Genomic DNA, 15546 nt, shown 5'->3' with positions numbered 1-15546 from the left:
GTGGACCGGGACAAGGTTAGCAGTCGGAATATGGTGTGCTTCAGGGGGAACAGCGACAGTAAGTGTCTTGGGGAAAGACGACTGGGAGGCTCCGAGAGGGTGTTCATGCAAGTCCTGACATAACAAAAGGACTTGAATCCTACAGCCCAAACACACAACTCCCACAGAGCAAAACTATTACAAAACCTGTCTTCCAGCCTATGCAGAACCAATGTGGGAGGGGGCTTGCTCCCGATGGCGGTGTGTCAGTCAATATATAAGCTGGCTGACACACCGCTATCGGGAGCAAGCCCCCTCCCACACAAGCCCCCATTCCACATTTGGAACGGTGTGGTATCAGGACTTTCGGGTGGCATCATCCAGTGCCAGGATGGTGTGGGCATTGGTGACCGTCGTCGCCAGCGTATTGATCACCCCCGAGCGCAACGCCCCCAGCGTCGCTGCCGCCTTGGTGTTTTCACTGGCAATCGCCACCACATCCGGGATACGGAACAGCTCCTGCACGGTCAACCCGATCACCCGGCCCTGGATGGCGTTGACTGCGGGCTGGCCGTGAATGTCGATAAAGTCATAGCCCATCATGTCCCCCACGGTGCCGGATAACCGCGCCTGGGCGATTTCCTGGGGCGAGAACCAGCCCATGCGCACCATGTTGCTGTTCTCGCTCATGTCACCGATGCCGATCAGGGCAATGTCGGCTCGCCGTGCACGGTCGAGGGTGGAGCGCACCGTGTCGTTATTGATCAGCACGCCGCGCAGTTCCGGATTGGCCACCAGCGCCGGGGCGTACAGGCTTTCGCTCTCGCCGCCAAAGCGCAGGGCCAGGCGCCGGCAGATATGGTCGGGGTTCATGTACTCGCCGGCCTTGAGCGAACCGCCAATGGCACACACAAACGTGCAGTTGCGCGTCACCGGCAGAAAGACGTTGTCGGCCACCGCGCCGACGTTACGCCCCATGCCGACGGCGACGATCATGCCGTCACCGAGGGTCTTGTTCAGGTAGTTGGCCACCAGGCTGGCGACCGCCGAGCGCTGGGTGTCAGGGTCGCTATGGTCGACGGCGATCAAGGCGCGGTCAAGCTTGAAGCGCTCCACCAGCGCCCTCTCCAGCTCGTTGTTCATCGCCGGGTGCTGCAACACGCGCACCTCGACAATACCTTCATCCCGGGCCCGCTTGAGCAGGCGACTGACTTTTGCCCGCGACAGATCGAAGCGTTTGGCGATGGCCTCCTGAGTGACGTTCTCAAGGTAATAGAGCATCGCCACTTCGGTCATCTGATCGATATCACTGGCCATGCGCTGGGTACTGTCACTCATGGGGACGGGCTTCCGTTTCGGCGTCAAAGGCGCATTCTCCCGACTCTTGCCCCGTGCCGTCCACTACTGATGCCCATCGCGTTCGATCGCGTTGATGCGCTCGACCTTGGCCCCCGAACGCGCCACCTCGAACTCCGAGGCCAGGAACGCAGTGACGATGCTCTTGGCCAGTTCTGCACCGATCACCCGTGCACCGATGGACAGGATCTGAGCATCGTTGCTCTTGCGCGCACGCTCCGCCGAATAGGTGTCATGGGCCTGGGCCGCACGAATACCCATGACCTTGTTGGCCGAAATGGCCATGCCGATCCCGGTGCCGCACACCAGCACGCCCAGGCGCTGCTGCCCGGCATTGATGGCATTGGCCACAGCCAGGGCGATGTCCGGGTAAAGCACCGGCGCGGTGGAGTGAGTGCCGAAGTCGGTCACCGGGTAACCCAGCGCTTCGATATGGCGCCTCAACAGCTCTTTAAGCTCAAAACCCGCTTCATCACATCCGATAGCCACCGGGAAAGGTGCGTTCATAGCGTCTGGCTCCGCTGCCGTAATCCTGTTTGGGACCGATCATATGATCAGTCATTGAAATTTCGCTCAGTCATTTCGCGGGCAATCTGCCCTTTCTGTCAAGCGCCATTTAACTGACCTTCCAATCAATGCGGCTTTAAAAGCCAATATTGCCGCTAAACATGAGAATCATCGCTTTTAAGTGAAAGAGATTGACTGATCAGAATTTCATTTGATACACATATGCTCACAGCGAAACATGACTGTGCGACCTAATAAGAATTCACAGCACGAGGACACGCCGATGGCCACGCCATTACTGCTCCAGGCTGAACACGTCGCCAAGGCTTACGCCGGGGTGCCCGCCCTGCGTGACGGGCGCCTTTCTCTGCGGGCCGGCAGCGTCCACGCCCTGTGCGGCGGCAATGGCGCCGGCAAGTCGACCTTCCTGAGCATCCTGATGGGCATCACCCAGCGTGACGCCGGCAGCATCTTGCTCAACGGTGCGCCGGTACAGTTCAACCGCCCGAGCGAAGCCCTGGCGGCGGGGATCGCGATGATCACCCAGGAGCTGGAACCCATCCCCTACATGACCGTCGCCGAAAATATCTGGCTGGGCCGCGAACCACGCCGCGCCGGCTGCATCGTCGACAGCAAAACCCTCAATCGGCGTACCCGCGAACTGCTGGAAAGCCTGGAATTCGAGGTCGACGCTACCAGCCCCATGCACCGCTTGAGCGTGGCGCAGATCCAATTGGTGGAAATCGCCAAGGCGTTCAGCCATGACTGCCAGGTGATGATCATGGATGAGCCCACCTCGGCCATCGGCGAGCGCGAGGCCGAAACGTTGTTCAAGGCCATTCGCCGCCTCACCGCCCGCGGCGCCGGCATCGTGTATGTGTCCCATCGCCTGAGCGAACTGGCGCAGATCGCCGATGAGTACAGCATCTTCCGCGATGGCGCGTTTGTGGAAAGCGGGCGCATGGCCGATATCGACCGCGACCACCTGGTGCGCGGCATCGTCGGCCAGGAGCTGACGCGCATCGACCACAAGGTGGGGCGCGAATGCGCCGCCGACACCTGCCTGCAAGTCGACAGCCTGAGCCGCAACGGCGAGTTCCACGACATCAGCCTGCAACTGCGCCAAGGCGAAATCCTCGGCATCTATGGGCTGATGGGCTCCGGGCGCAGTGAGTTCCTCAATTGCATCTACGGCCTGACCGTGGCGGACTCCGGCAGCGTCACCCTGCAAGGCAAGCCCATGCCGATCGGCATGCCCAAGGCCACCATCGACGCGGGCATGTCCCTGGTCACCGAAGACCGCAAGGACAGTGGCCTGGTACTGACCGGCAGCATCCTCTCGAACATTGCGCTGTCGGCCTACAAGCGTTTGTCGAGCTGGTCGCTGATCAACGCACGCAAGGAAACCCAGCTGGCCGAGGACATGGTCAAGCGCCTGCAGATCAAGACCAGCTCCCTGGATTTGCCGGTGGCATCCATGAGCGGCGGCAACCAGCAGAAAGTGGTGCTCGCCAAATGCCTGTCCACCGAGCCGGTGTGCCTGCTCTGCGACGAACCGACCCGCGGCATCGACGAAGGCGCCAAGCAGGAGATCTACCGCCTGCTCGACCAGTTCGTACGGGCTGGCGGCGCGGCCATCGTGGTGTCGTCGGAAGCCCCGGAACTGCTGCACCTGAGCGATCGCATCGCCGTATTCAAGGGTGGCCGGCTGGTGACCATCAGCACCGACACCGCCCTTTCCCAGGAAGCCTTGTTGAGTCTTGCCTCATGAATGCCAAAACCATCGCCGCACCTATTACTACCGTCCCACGCAGCCGCCTGCGCCTGTCCCTCGACCGCTTCGGCCTGCCGCTGGTGTTTATCCTGCTCTGCGTGGTGATGGCGTTTTCCAGCGAATACTTCATGACCTGGCGCAACTGGATGGACATCCTGCGCCAGACTTCCATCAACGGCATCCTGGCCGTGGGCATGACCTATGTGATCCTGACCAAGGGCATCGACCTCTCTGTGGGTTCGATCCTGGCGTTTGCCGGGCTGTGCAGCGCCATGGTCGCCACCCAGGGTTACGGCCTGCTGGCGGCGGTCAGCGCCGGGATGTTTGCCGGGGCGATGCTCGGCGTGGTCAATGGCTTTATGGTGGCCAACCTGTCGATCCCGCCGTTCGTGGCGACCCTGGGCATGCTCAGCATCGCCCGGGGCATGACCTTTATCCTCAACGACGGCAGCCCCATCACCGACCTGCCCGACGCCTACCTGGCCCTGGGTATCGGCAAGATCGGCCCGATAGGCGTGCCGATCATTATCTTCGCAGTGGTCGCACTGATCTTCTGGATGGTGCTGCGCTACACCACTTACGGGCGCTATGTGTACGCGGTGGGCGGCAATGAAAAGAGCGCACGCACCTCCGGCATCGGTGTGCGCAAGGTGATGTTCTCGGTGTACGTGGTCTCGGGCCTGCTCGCCGGATTGGCCGGCGTGGTGCTGTCGGCACGTACCACCTCTGCCCTGCCCCAGGCCGGGGTTTCCTACGAGCTGGACGCAATTGCTGCGGTGGTGATCGGCGGTACCAGCCTGTCGGGTGGCACCGGCAGCATCGTCGGCACCTTGTTCGGTGCGCTGTTGATCGGCGTGATCAACAACGGCCTGAACCTGCTCGGTGTGTCCTCCTATTACCAACAGGTCGCCAAGGGCCTGATCATCGTGTTCGCAGTACTGATCGACGTGTGGCGCAAGAAAAAACGCTAGAGAACGACCCACAACAATAACCGGAGTTCTACTCATGAAACTTGGTACCACTTTGGCCGCTGCGGCGACCCTCACCTTGCTTGCCAGCAGCATCGCCCTGGCTGCCGATGGCAAGACCTACAAGATCGGCGCAGCCGTCTACGGCCTCAAGGGCCAGTTCATGCAGAACTGGGTGCGTGAGCTCAAGGAACATCCGGCGGTCAAGGATGGCACCGTGCAGTTGACCGTGTTCGACGGCAACTACGACGCCCTGACCCAGAACAACCAGATCGAAAACATGGTGACCCAACGCTACGACGCGATCCTGTTCGTGCCGATCGATACCAAGGCCGGTGTCGGCACCGTCAAGGCCGCCATGAGCAACGACGTGGTGGTCATCGCCTCCAATACGAAAGTAGCCGATGCCAACGTGCCATATGTCGGTAACGACGACGTGGAAGGCGGCCGCCTGCAGGCCCAGGCCATGGTCGACAAGCTCAACGGCAAGGGCAACGTGGTGATCATCCAGGGCCCGATTGGCCAGTCAGCACAGATCGACCGGGAAAAAGGCGAGCTGGAAGTGCTGGGCAAACACCCGGATATCAAGATCATCGAGAAGAAAACCGCCAACTGGGACCGCGCCCAGGCGCTGACCCTTACCGAAGACTGGCTGAACGCTCACCCCAAGGGCATCAACGGTGTGATCGCACAGAACGATGACATGGCCCTGGGCGCCGTGCAGGCCCTGAAGTCCCACGGCCTTACAGCCAAGGACGTGCCCGTGACCTCCATTGACGGCATGCCGGATGCGATCCAGGCAGCGAAAAAAGATGAAGTCACCACCTTCCTCCAGGACGCCCAGGCCCAGTCCCAAGGCGCGCTGGACGTGGCCCTGCGCGCCCTAGCCGGCAAGGACTACAAGCCGCAGTCGGTGATCTGGGAGCGCTATGCCAAGGATGTGAAATGGGGCGACGGCACGGCCAAGAACTACATCCTGCCATGGGTGCCGGTGACCAATGCCAATGCGGATGCGCTGTACAAGCAAGTCAGCGGCGGCAAGTAGTCAGTGGCTTGAAACACAGTCAACTGTGGGAGGGGGCTTGCTCCCGATAGCGGTGTATCAGCCACCTGATTTATCACTGTTACACCGCTATCGGGGGCAAGCCCCCTCCCACATTTTGATCTTCACCGTTTTCGAAAATGGAGTTATTCATGTCTGGTTTCTGGAACCAAGCCTTCGACCTCAGTGGCCGTTGTGCGGTGATCACCGGCGGTGCCGCCGGCATCGGCCTGGCCTGTGCCACCCTGCTGGTGGAACGCGGTGCCCGCGTGGCGTTGCTGGATCGCGACCCGGCGGTGGTTGAAGTTGCCGCCAGCCTGGGTAGCGGGCACCTGGGCATCGCCGTGGACCTCGGCCAGACCGGCCAGATACAACCCGCCATCGACCGCGTATTCGCACACTTCCAACGCCTGGACTACCTGATCAACAGCGCCGGCGTGGTGCTGCTGGACAAGGCTATCGAGGTCAGTGAAAGCGCCTGGGACACCACCCTGGATATTAATCTCAAAGCCAGCTTCTTCGTGGCCCAGGCGTGCGCCAAGCACATGTTGGCCCAGGGCAGCGGGCGCATCGTCAACCTTGCGTCCCAGGCCGCCGTCATCGGCCTGGACCGTCACGTCGCCTATTGCGCCAGCAAGGCGGCCATCGTCGGCATGACGAAGGTCCTGGCCATGGAATGGGCGCCGCAGATCAACGTCAACGCCATCTCCCCGACCATCGTCGAAACCGCCCTGGGCAAAAAAGCCTGGGCTGGTGAAGTGGGCGAGCGGGCCAAATTGCAGATCCCGGCGGGGCGCTTTGCATTGCCTGAAGAAATCGCCGGGCTGGCGTTGTACCTGCTCAGCGATGCCGCGCAGATGATCACCGGCGCCAACATGGTGATCGATGGCGGCTACAGCATTCAGTAATTCCATCTTTATGTCGTGAGGTCCTGTCATGTCCACCGTCACCGAACGCACACCGCAACAACTCGCCCCGAGCATCCCGAAAACCATGCAGGCCGTGGTCTGCCATGGCCCGGAAGACTATCGCCTGGAAACCGTCGACGTGCCCACGCCCGGCCCCGACGAGATCCTCACCAAGGTCGAGCTGTGCGGCATCTGCATGGGCGATATCAAGACCTATCGCGGCGCGCCGTCGTTCTGGGGCGATGCCGAGCAACCGCGCTATGTGAAGCCGCCGATGATTCCCGGACATGAGTTCGTGTGCCGTGTAGTCGCCCTAGGCCCCGGTGCCGAAAAGCGTGGCGTGGCGGTCGGCGACCGGGTGATTTCCGAACAGATCGTGCCATGCTGGGGTTGCCGCTTCTGCAACCACGGCCAGTACTGGATGTGCCAGAAGCACGACCTGTATGGCTTCCAGAATAATGTGCAGGGCGCCATGGCCCAGTACATGATCTTCACCAAGGAAGGCATCATCCACAAAGTGCCGGAATCCATCGCGCCCGACGAAGCGATCCTGATCGAGCCGCTGGCCTGCTCGCTGCACGCGGCGGAGCGCGCCAACGTCGACCATGACGACATCGTAGTGGTCGCAGGCGCCGGCACTTTGGGCCTGGGCATCATTGGCGCGGTGCGATTGCGCAACCCGAAAAAGCTCATTGTGCTGGACATGAAACCCGAACGCGCCGCCCTCGCCCTGCGCATGGGCGCCGACGAAGTCTGGAACCCGGCCGAGGTGGATGTGCTGGCGAAAATCCGCGAGATCACGGATGGCTACGGTTGCGACATCTACATCGAAGCCACCGGGCACCACAAGGCGGTCAACCAGGGCCTGGCGATGCTGCGCAAGCTGGGGCGCTTCGTCGAATTCAGCGTGTTCAACGACGAAGCCACGGTGGACTGGTCGATCATCGGCGACCGCAAGGAGCTGGACATCCTCGGCTCGCACCTGGGGCCCTACATGTACCCGCGAGCCATCGACTTTATCGGCAACCGCAAAATCGACATGCGCGATGTGGTGACCCACAAGTTTGCCCTGGCGGATTTCAAGGAGGCGTTTGCGGTGATGGAGCGCGGCGATAAATCGCTCAAAGTTGTACTCGAGCCCTAAGCACACCACAGGTCCAAATGTGGGAGGGGGCTTGCTCCCGATAGCGGTGTGTCAACCAACTGATTTTTCACTGTTGTACCGCCATCGGGGGCAAGTCGAATCGTCGCACCGCCCCTCCCACACTGAACTGCGTTGAACCAACAGAACAAGAACACAGGAACCCGCGTTATGAATCGAGTCATCAACGATCCCGACCAAGTGGTCGAGGACATGCTGCGCGGCATCCTGGTCGCGCACCCCGAACTGCGCCAGTACGAGACCAACCCACGGGTCATCGTCAAGGCCAGGCCGTCCGCCCAGGGTCGTGTCGGCATCGTCACCGGTGGCGGCTCCGGGCATGAGCCGGCGTTCCTCGGCTATGTTGGCCCGGGCCTGGTAGACGCCGTGGCCGTCGGCGAGATTTTCTCCTCGCCCACCGCCAAGAGTTTTTTCGACGCCTTCCGCGCCGCCGACCATGGCGCGGGCGTGGCCTGCCTGTATGGCAACTACGCCGGCGACAATATGAACGTCAAGCTGGCGATGAAGATGGCCGCCAGCAAAGACATGCGCATCCGCACGGTGGTTGCCAACGACGACGTGGCCTCGGCGCCCAAGGCCGATATCGCCAAGCGTCGCGGGGTGGCCGGGGAAATTTTCATGTGGAAGATCGGCGGTGCCGCCGCCGCCCAGCATTACGACCTGGACGGGGTGATTCGCGTCGCGCAGAAAACCGTCGACCAGTGCCGCTCCATTGGCATCGGCCTCACGCCGTGCACCATCGCCGCCGTGGGCAAGCCGAACTTCCAGATCCCTGACGGCCAGATGGAACTGGGCATCGGCCATCATGGCGAGCCGGGCATCGAAGTCATCCCGATTGAGCCGGCCGCCGCCATGGCCGAGCGCATGCTGGCGCCGATCCTCGCCGACCGCGATTTCAGCCAGGACGACAGCGTAGTGGTGCTGGTCTCGGGCCTTGGCGCCACGCCGGTGATGGAGCTTTACATTTTCTACGCCGAGGTGGAAAAACAGCTCAAGGCCAAGGGCTTGAAAATTCACCGTTGCTACGTCGGCAACTACTTCACCTCCCTGGAAATGATGGGCGTGACCTTGACCCTGCTCGGCCTCGACGCCGAGCTGAAAACCCTGATCGACCAACCCTGCCGTTCCATCGGCATGACCCAGGCGGAGTAAACATGAGCCAGCATTTTTCTACCCGCGACGGCAGCGCCATCGTTGCCGACCTGGTCAGCGTCATCGTGGCCAATCGCGAATACCTCAGCGCAGTCGACGGCGCCATTGGCGACGGTGACCACGGCATCAACATGGCCAAGGGCTTCGCCCACTGCGGTCGCACTATCGAAGGCCGCCAACTGAGCCTGGCCCAAGCCCTGGATGAACTGACCCTGAGCCTGATGGAAGGCATCGGCGGCTCCATGGGCCCGCTGTATGGCAGCCTGTTTATTGGCATGGCCGACGAAGTGCGCAACTGTGAAGACATCGACGCCGCGACCTTCGCCCATCTGTTGCGCGGCGGCTTGACTTCATTGCAGGACATCACCGAGGCGGGCGTGGGCGACAAGTGCCTGATGGATACCCTTATTCCTGCAGTAGAGGCGTTTGAACAGGCACATGCATCCGGGGCGTCTTTCAACGATGCGCTGGAGGCGATGAAAACCGCCGCCTCCCAGGGGCGCGATTCGACCAAGGACCTGGTGGCCAAGATCGGCCGCGCCAGTCGCCTGGGCGAGCGCTCTCTCGGGGTGCTGGACGCCGGGGCGGTGTCGTGCTGCCTGATTCTTACGCGCCTGGCCGACTCGGTGCAGCCGCGACTGACTGCTTGACCTGCTGGATATACCGCGCCACCGCCGGCGCTTTTTCAAAGCGCCGGTAAATCAACGACAACCACGACGACGCCTCATTGCCCTGGATATTGCGATACACCACGCCGGGCAGGCTCACATGCCCGACCATCGATGCCGGCACTACCGCAACCCCCTGCCCCAACGACACCAAGGCCACCACCGCCACCAACCCGCCCGGCTGCGCGCCCAGACGCGGTGCGTAGCCGCCCTGGGCGGCGACATGCAAGGTGCCGCTGATTTGTTCCGGCAGGATAAACGTCTCGTTTTCTAGGTGCTCGCAGGTGATTGCCTTGAGTCCCAGCAGCCATGAGTCATGAGCCAGCGCCAGCACAAAGCCTTCGCTGTCCAGGCGCACCGCCTCAACGCCGTCCGGCAGGGTCATCGGCGAACGGATATAACCGATATCGCAGCGCCCATCGGCCACCGCGCCCGGTAGCGCAGCCATGGCCCATTCGCGCAGGTTCACGTTCACATCGGCAAACGCCTGGCTGAACCCTCGCACCTGGCGCTGCAACAGCCCGCAGTACAGCGCCGAGGCCACGTAACCCAACTCGATATGCCCGATCTCGCCACGCCCGGCGCGCTGGGCACTGCGCTGGGCGAACTCGAATTGGCGCACGGCGGCTTCAGCCTCGCTCAGCAGCGCGGCACCCGCTTCGGTGAGGCTGACTTCGCGCTGCCGGCGGATAAACAAGCGCGTGCCCAGGCTGGTTTCCATGTCCTGGATTTGCCGGCTCAGGGTCGGCGGCGCAATACCCAATTGCTCGGCGGCGCGGGTGAAATTGCGCTGCCGGGCCACGGCCAGAAAGTAACGAAAATGGCGGATTTCCATGGCAGCATTAGCTCAAAGGTAATGAAGTACTTCCTGGCGCCTAACAAAAATTTGATCAGCCAGGGATAAGCTCGTAGCTCCTGAACACTAAAGAGCCCTTGCGATGCAAGTCAACCGAGATTTCCGTATTGCCTACCAGGTAATTTGCTTGTGAGCCGGGTCAGTCCACGCCTGACGCTGGTAACCGCCTCCGCTGTCTGCTCGTTGATCGTGCTGGATACCAACATCGTTGCCGTCACGCTGCCGAGCATCGCCCGCGACCTGGGCGCCAACTTTGCCGATATCGAGTGGGTAGTCAGCGCTTATATGCTGGCATTCGCCGCCTTGTTGTTGCCGGCCGGGAGTATCGCCGACCGCTTTGGCCGCAAGAAAACCCTGGTCTGGGGCCTGGGTATTTTCATCCTCGCCTCCCTGGGCTGCGGCGCAGCACCCACCGCGCTGTGGCTGGACATCGCCCGGGCCGTGAAGGGGGTGGGTGCGGCGCTGCTGCTGACCTCGGCACTGGCATCTATCGGGCATACCTTCCACGATGAAATAGAACGCGCCAAGGCCTGGGCGTTCTGGGGCGCGTGCATGGGCGTGGCGATGACCGCCGCGCCGACCCTGGGCGGCTTGATCACCGAGTACCTGGGCTGGCGCTGGATTTTCTATCTCAACCTGCCGGTGGGGCTGGTACTGATGGCCTTGGTGCTGCGGGCGATTCCCGAGTCCCGCGATACCCGATCGGCGCGCCTGGATCCCTGGGGCAGCCTGGCGTTCAGTGGCAGCTTGCTGTGCCTGATCTGGGGGCTGATCGAGGCCAATCGCATCGGTTGGGATAGCCCGCTGACCTACGCCCGCCTCATCGGTGGCGGGCTGTTGATGGGCGTATTTGTGCTGGCCGAGCACCTGCAGCAGCGACCGATGGTGGACTTACAGCTGTTTCGGCACCCGCGCTTTATCGGCGCCTTGCTCGGCATGTTTGCCTATGCCGGGTGCGCCCAGGTGATGATGACGCTTCTGCCGTTCTACCTGCAGAACGGCCTGGGTTTTTCCGCGATTGCCTCGGGCCTGGGCATGTTGCCGTTTGCCTTGACCATGCTGGTCTGCCCACGCATCGGTGCACGCCTGGCGGGTCGCTTCACACCGGCGACCATGATGGCGAGCGGCTTGACCCTGGTGGGCTGCGGCAATCTGTTGAGTGCGTGGGCCGTGCAGGCTGGCGGGTATCTGCCCTTTGCCCTGGCGATCGCCGTCACCGGTGCAGGCGCGGGGTTACTCAATGGCGACACGCAGAAAAACATCATGGCCTGCGTGCCACGGGATCGCGCAGGCATGGCGTCGGGCATGAGCACCACCATGCGCTTCAGCGCGATCATGTTGGCAATCGGCGTGTATGGCGCGTTGCTGGGCAGCCACAGCGAGCAGTTGCTGAGCGCGAGTATCGACCCGCAGTGGCAGGCGCAGGTGGCGGGTATTGCTTCGCGGGTAGTAGCCGGTGATATGCCCGCGGCGCTGGATCTGGTGCCCGAAGCAGCGCGAGTAACAGTGCAACCGCTGGCGCGGCAGGCGTTTGTGGGTGGGTTCAGCGGGGTGTTGTGGGTGGCGGGTTTATTGGGGTTGCTGGGCGCGCTGGTGGTGGGGAGCCTGATGCGCAAGCCGATACCCACACACAGCTGAATGTGGGAGGGGGCTTGCTCCCGATGACCATCGGCACCTACACAACTTCGTAGCAGCTAAAGGTAACCACGATGCGAAGCGAGCCGCTCTTGATCTTGATCTGCTTTTGATCTGAGGCGCCCCGTCAAACCACGCTGGCCGGAATTCGACAGGGATTTGGGGGGTAAACCGGCAGGGATGCCGGTTTAGCCGCCCCGCGCCATGGATGGCGCGTGGCGGCGGCCCCCCAAATCCCTGTCGGATTACGGGCACACCGAGCCTAAGCGAGGTGCCGAGTGGTGGGGCAAGAGCGTTTGGTTACTTTGCGCTTTTCAAAGTGACCCGCTGTAAAAGCGGAACCAATAGTGGTCGTTGCCCAAATAACGGATATGTACCCGGTCTGATCCAACATCTAGTCGGCTGTCAGGCCGCCATCGGGGGCAAGCCCCCTCCCACAGGGGACCGCCTACAACCTGAGGATGGTTACCAGAACCGCTGCTGGGTCAGCCGGCTCCACCAGGTCAGCAACACCCGGTCTACCGAACCGCTGGCCGCCAGGCCCACGCGTTCTTGCAGGCTTTTACGCTCGGCATAGTGCAGGTGGAACACTTCGGCAGTCTTGGCCTTGGTGGCCAGGTATTCATCGCTGGTTTGCAGCTCGTCGACCAACTGTTTGTCGAGGGCGGCCACACCCAGCCACACTTCACCGGTCGCTACATCGTCAATCGCCAATTGCGGGCGGTACCGCGAGACGAAGTTCTTGAACAACTGGTGAGTGATATCCAGGTCTTCCTGGAACTTCTCCCGGCCCTTCTCGGTATTTTCGCCAAACACCGTGAGGGTGCGTTTGTATTCGCCGGCAGTCAGCACTTCGAAGTCGATATCGTGCTTTTTCAGCAAGCGATTGACGTTGGGCAACTGCGCGACCACGCCGATGGAGCCGAGGATAGCGAACGGTGCGCTGATGATCTTCTCGCCGATGCACGCCATCATGTAGCCGCCGCTGGCCGCCACCTTGTCGATGCACACGGTCAATGGCACACCGGCCTGGCGGATGCGCGCCAGTTGCGACGAAGCCAGGCCATAGCTGTGCACCATGCCGCCGCCGCTTTCCAGGCGCAGTACCACTTCATCCTTGGGTGTGGCCAGGCTCAGCAGCGCGGTGATTTCATGGCGCAGGCTCTCAGTGGCCGAGGCCTTGATGTCGCCGTCGAAATCCAGCACGAACACTCGCGGCTTGGGCTCGGGTTTCTTCTTGCCCTTTTTCTTTTCAGTCTTGCTTTCGGATTTGCGCAAGGCCTTGAGCTGGTCCTTGTCGAGCAGGCTCGACTCCAGGCGCTCGCGCAGGCCCTTGTAGAAATCATTCAGCTTGCTGACCTGCAATTGGCCGGCGGATTTACGACGACCTTTGCTGCGCAGGGCTGCGAAGCTGATCAGTACCACCAGAATAGCGACCACCAGGGTGACGGTTTTCGCCAGAAAGCTCGCGTATTCGGCCAAAAAATCCATATGTCTCCTTAAGAATGCACTGCGCCAGGCGCGGATGGCCCCAGCATACCGACGCCATCGCGCCGGAGCCAGTGATCAAACCGCCAGCAGGCGGGCTCCAACGAGGTTTTAAAACAAGCGTATGTTTTTTCATTGACAGCTTGCAGGCATCCTCATAACCTCGCCAGACTTTCAACGTACCGGGAAAACGGACGTGGGCAGCATTTATCTGATTCGACATGGCCAGGCCTCCTTCGGTGCAGACGACTATGACGTCCTGTCGCCCGTCGGCGTGGAACAGGCGCAAGTGCTCGGTCGCCACCTGGTCGACCTGGGCCTGAGCTTCGACCGCTGCATCGCCGGTGACCTGCGCCGCCAGCAGCACACCGCCAGCGCCACGTTCGATCAATACAGCGCCCTTGGCCTGCCGGTTCCGACGTTGGAGACCGACAGCGCGTTCAACGAATTCGACGGCGAAGCGATCATCCGCGGCCTGTTGCCCGACCTGCTCGGCAGCGAACCCGATGCCGTGCACATCCTGCGTAACGGCCCGCAGAACCGCAGCGAGTTCCAGCGTATCTTCGCGCTGATTGTCGAGCGCTGGCTGGCCGGCACTTATGACCCACCGGGGCTGGAAAGCTGGCTGGGGTTTGTCGAACGCGTCCAGGGCGGCTTGCAGCGTATCCTCGAAGCCGCCGACAACGCCGACAAGATCGCCGTATTCACCTCCGGCGGCACCATCACCGCCCTGCTCCACCTGATTACCCGAATGCCCGCCGCCCAGGCGTTCGAAATGAACTGGCAAATTGTTAACACCTCGCTCAACCAGCTGAAATTCCGCGGTCGCGAGGTGGCACTGGCTTCCTTCAACAACCATGCCCACTTGCAACTGTTGAAGGCGCCGCAGCTCATCACTTTCCGATGAGCTGTGGCCAACCGTGACCCCAAGGTCACTGGACTCACCATAAAAGGATCGAAACCATGACTGACGTAGCCAAAGCAGTAGAAGCAATGAAAGCCAAATTCAACCCAAGCGCTGCCGAAGGCTTGGACCTGGTATTCGGTTTCCGCATCGACGACACCAAGAACTTTTCGCTGGTGGTCAAGGACAAGACCTGCGAACTGCTGGAAGGCGAAAACCCTGACGCCCAAGTGACCCTGGTCATGGACAGCGACACCCTGGAAGGCATCGTCGACGGTTCCACCGACGGCATGCAGGCCTTCATGGGCGGCAAACTGCGCACCGAAGGCGACATGATGCTGGCGATGAAGCTGAGCGAGCTGTTCCCGGCCTGATAACGCCGCGCTCAAAAAAATCCCGCCTTCCGGCGGGATTTTTCATTTCTGGCCCAAGCCTCGTTATTAACGCCCAGCAGCGGCTTCGACTTTTTTAAACTGCGCCACTTCTTCTGGCGAACCCGGGTTGCCGTATTCATTGAGGAACCGCCAATGGCCCGGTCTCATCTTGAATTCGCCGCTCTCCACGTCCCGGCCAACCGTCACCATGTATTGATTGCGACCTACCCGCACATAGACTTTATAAAAGTCTACAGGTTGATCTTCAGCCATAAAAAGACTGTACGCGTACCGCGCACGACGAGTCAGGTCGGGCCACTGCTGCTCCAACACAGTGCTATCGCGTCCGGAATTACCCATGGCATCGATTGCGTCTACGCTTGCCTGAACCAACGCATCATTTTCATCAATGCCCAGAACCAAAGGTTTGATCCGGGTCATTTTGCGTTTCTCGTCGGCTTCTGCACCCATCTCCTTTTCGTCATCCGTCAGCGTCACTGCGTCAAGACGGTACATGCCGTTCTTGACCCATTTAGTCGCATCGGTCGCAAAGCCGACATCGCATGACAGGCACATTGCCCTCAGCTCCTGCGCACCGGCGCTGCCAACCGGCAGGCAGGCGAGCAACGCAGCGGCACTGACCAGCAATGCGCCCAGCAGGTTGGCAGGGCTTGAAACGATGGCGCGGTTTGCCATGATCTACATCCTTGTAAGGGTAAGGCCGGCGAATCTACCTGATTCAAGCCTTTTGGTGGCGGGATTTTTTGCCTGCA

The 15546-nt window shown here is 61.4% G+C and carries 15 protein-coding genes; 10 read left to right on the top strand and 5 right to left on the bottom strand.

Annotation, left to right across the window (positions count from 1 at the left end; translation table 11 throughout):
- Positions 1-336: 336 nt before the first annotated feature.
- Together NMB39_RS12565 and rpiB are read right to left on the bottom strand one after the other, a co-directional pair.
- Positions 337-1317, bottom strand: coding sequence for a sugar-binding transcriptional regulator (locus NMB39_RS12565; RefSeq protein ID WP_005788844.1), 981 nt, complete (start codon positions 1315-1317; stop codon positions 337-339).
- Between the two features lie 63 nt (positions 1318-1380).
- A complete protein-coding gene (rpiB, locus tag NMB39_RS12560) occupies positions 1381-1842 on the bottom strand; it encodes a ribose 5-phosphate isomerase B (RefSeq protein WP_057025093.1) in 462 nt (153 codons plus the stop codon).
- A gap of 283 nt (positions 1843-2125) precedes the next feature.
- On the opposite strand from rpiB, the gene NMB39_RS12555 reads away from it, so the two are divergent.
- From NMB39_RS12555 to dhaL, 7 genes are all read left to right on the top strand, one after another.
- Positions 2126-3613, top strand: a complete 1488-nt coding sequence (locus NMB39_RS12555; protein WP_198721088.1) for a sugar ABC transporter ATP-binding protein — start codon at positions 2126-2128, stop codon at positions 3611-3613.
- On the top strand, positions 3610-4587 hold the full coding sequence (locus tag NMB39_RS12550; RefSeq protein ID WP_494339147.1) for an ABC transporter permease: 978 nt from the start codon (positions 3610-3612) through the stop codon (positions 4585-4587). The genes NMB39_RS12555 and NMB39_RS12550 overlap by 4 nt, the downstream gene beginning before the upstream one ends.
- A 34-nt stretch (positions 4588-4621) precedes the next feature.
- Positions 4622-5629 carry a substrate-binding domain-containing protein gene (locus NMB39_RS12545; protein ID WP_124400928.1) on the top strand — a complete coding sequence of 336 codons (1008 nt, stop codon included), beginning with the start codon at positions 4622-4624 and terminating at the stop codon, positions 5627-5629.
- A gap of 149 nt (positions 5630-5778) precedes the next feature.
- Positions 5779-6534 (top strand): SDR family oxidoreductase, encoded by a 756-nt coding sequence (locus NMB39_RS12540; protein ID WP_057025090.1) that lies wholly within the window; start codon positions 5779-5781, stop codon positions 6532-6534.
- Positions 6535-6562: 28 nt separating this feature from the next.
- On the top strand, positions 6563-7678 hold the full coding sequence (locus NMB39_RS12535) for an MDR/zinc-dependent alcohol dehydrogenase-like family protein (RefSeq protein WP_056846222.1): 1116 nt from the start codon (positions 6563-6565) through the stop codon (positions 7676-7678).
- Positions 7679-7846: 168 nt separating this feature from the next.
- The gene (locus NMB39_RS12530; protein WP_217882791.1) at positions 7847-8848 is read left to right on the top strand and encodes a dihydroxyacetone kinase subunit DhaK; all 1002 of its coding nucleotides are present in this window, start codon (positions 7847-7849) and stop codon (positions 8846-8848) included.
- Positions 8849-8850: 2 nt separating this feature from the next.
- Positions 8851-9498, top strand: a complete 648-nt coding sequence (gene dhaL / locus NMB39_RS12525; RefSeq protein ID WP_057025087.1) for a dihydroxyacetone kinase subunit DhaL — start codon at positions 8851-8853, stop codon at positions 9496-9498.
- Here the strand turns inward: dhaL and NMB39_RS12520 are convergent.
- On the bottom strand, positions 9455-10351 hold the full coding sequence (locus NMB39_RS12520) for a LysR family transcriptional regulator (RefSeq protein ID WP_046068505.1): 897 nt from the start codon (positions 10349-10351) through the stop codon (positions 9455-9457). The genes dhaL and NMB39_RS12520 overlap by 44 nt on opposite strands.
- A gap of 150 nt (positions 10352-10501) precedes the next feature.
- On the opposite strand from NMB39_RS12520, the gene NMB39_RS12515 reads away from it, so the two are divergent.
- The gene (locus NMB39_RS12515) at positions 10502-12010 is read left to right on the top strand and encodes an MFS transporter (protein WP_367236505.1); all 1509 of its coding nucleotides are present in this window, start codon (positions 10502-10504) and stop codon (positions 12008-12010) included.
- Between the two features lie 462 nt (positions 12011-12472).
- Here NMB39_RS12515 and sohB read toward each other — a convergent pair whose 3' ends face one another.
- Positions 12473-13498, bottom strand: coding sequence for a protease SohB (gene sohB / locus NMB39_RS12510; protein WP_046068507.1), 1026 nt, complete (start codon positions 13496-13498; stop codon positions 12473-12475).
- Between the two features lie 193 nt (positions 13499-13691).
- Between sohB and NMB39_RS12505 the strand changes: the two genes are divergently transcribed.
- Entirely contained in the window at positions 13692-14402 is a 711-nt protein-coding gene (locus tag NMB39_RS12505) for a histidine phosphatase family protein (protein WP_198721092.1), read from the top strand.
- Between the two features lie 56 nt (positions 14403-14458).
- Complete coding sequence (locus NMB39_RS12500) at positions 14459-14773, top strand: SCP2 sterol-binding domain-containing protein (RefSeq protein ID WP_124412483.1); 315 nt, start codon at positions 14459-14461, stop codon at positions 14771-14773.
- Positions 14774-14839: 66 nt separating this feature from the next.
- Here NMB39_RS12500 and NMB39_RS12495 read toward each other — a convergent pair whose 3' ends face one another.
- On the bottom strand, positions 14840-15469 hold the full coding sequence (locus NMB39_RS12495) for a hypothetical protein (RefSeq protein WP_494339148.1): 630 nt from the start codon (positions 15467-15469) through the stop codon (positions 14840-14842).
- Between the last annotated feature and the right edge of the window lie 77 nt (positions 15470-15546).

Source organism: Pseudomonas sp. FBCC-B545 (assembly GCF_059134095.1).
This window is presented reverse-complemented; position numbering and strand designations above follow the sequence as displayed.

Coding starts and splice junctions, on each gene's coding strand:
- NMB39_RS12540 (WP_057025090.1), top strand. CDS start 5,779: ATGTCTGGTTTCTGGAACCAAGCCTTCGACCTCAGTGGCCGTTGTGCG.
- NMB39_RS12500 (WP_124412483.1), top strand. CDS start 14,459: ATGACTGACGTAGCCAAAGCAGTAGAAGCAATGAAAGCCAAATTCAAC.
- dhaL (WP_057025087.1), top strand. CDS start 8,851: ATGAGCCAGCATTTTTCTACCCGCGACGGCAGCGCCATCGTTGCCGAC.
- NMB39_RS12550 (WP_494339147.1), top strand. CDS start 3,610: ATGAATGCCAAAACCATCGCCGCACCTATTACTACCGTCCCACGCAGC.
- NMB39_RS12545 (WP_124400928.1), top strand. CDS start 4,622: ATGAAACTTGGTACCACTTTGGCCGCTGCGGCGACCCTCACCTTGCTT.
- sohB (WP_046068507.1), bottom strand. CDS start 13,498: ATGGATTTTTTGGCCGAATACGCGAGCTTTCTGGCGAAAACCGTCACC.
- NMB39_RS12535 (WP_056846222.1), top strand. CDS start 6,563: ATGTCCACCGTCACCGAACGCACACCGCAACAACTCGCCCCGAGCATC.
- NMB39_RS12530 (WP_217882791.1), top strand. CDS start 7,847: ATGAATCGAGTCATCAACGATCCCGACCAAGTGGTCGAGGACATGCTG.
- rpiB (WP_057025093.1), bottom strand. CDS start 1,842: ATGAACGCACCTTTCCCGGTGGCTATCGGATGTGATGAAGCGGGTTTT.
- NMB39_RS12495 (WP_494339148.1), bottom strand. CDS start 15,469: ATGGCAAACCGCGCCATCGTTTCAAGCCCTGCCAACCTGCTGGGCGCA.
- NMB39_RS12555 (WP_198721088.1), top strand. CDS start 2,126: ATGGCCACGCCATTACTGCTCCAGGCTGAACACGTCGCCAAGGCTTAC.
- NMB39_RS12520 (WP_046068505.1), bottom strand. CDS start 10,351: ATGGAAATCCGCCATTTTCGTTACTTTCTGGCCGTGGCCCGGCAGCGC.
- NMB39_RS12565 (WP_005788844.1), bottom strand. CDS start 1,317: ATGAGTGACAGTACCCAGCGCATGGCCAGTGATATCGATCAGATGACC.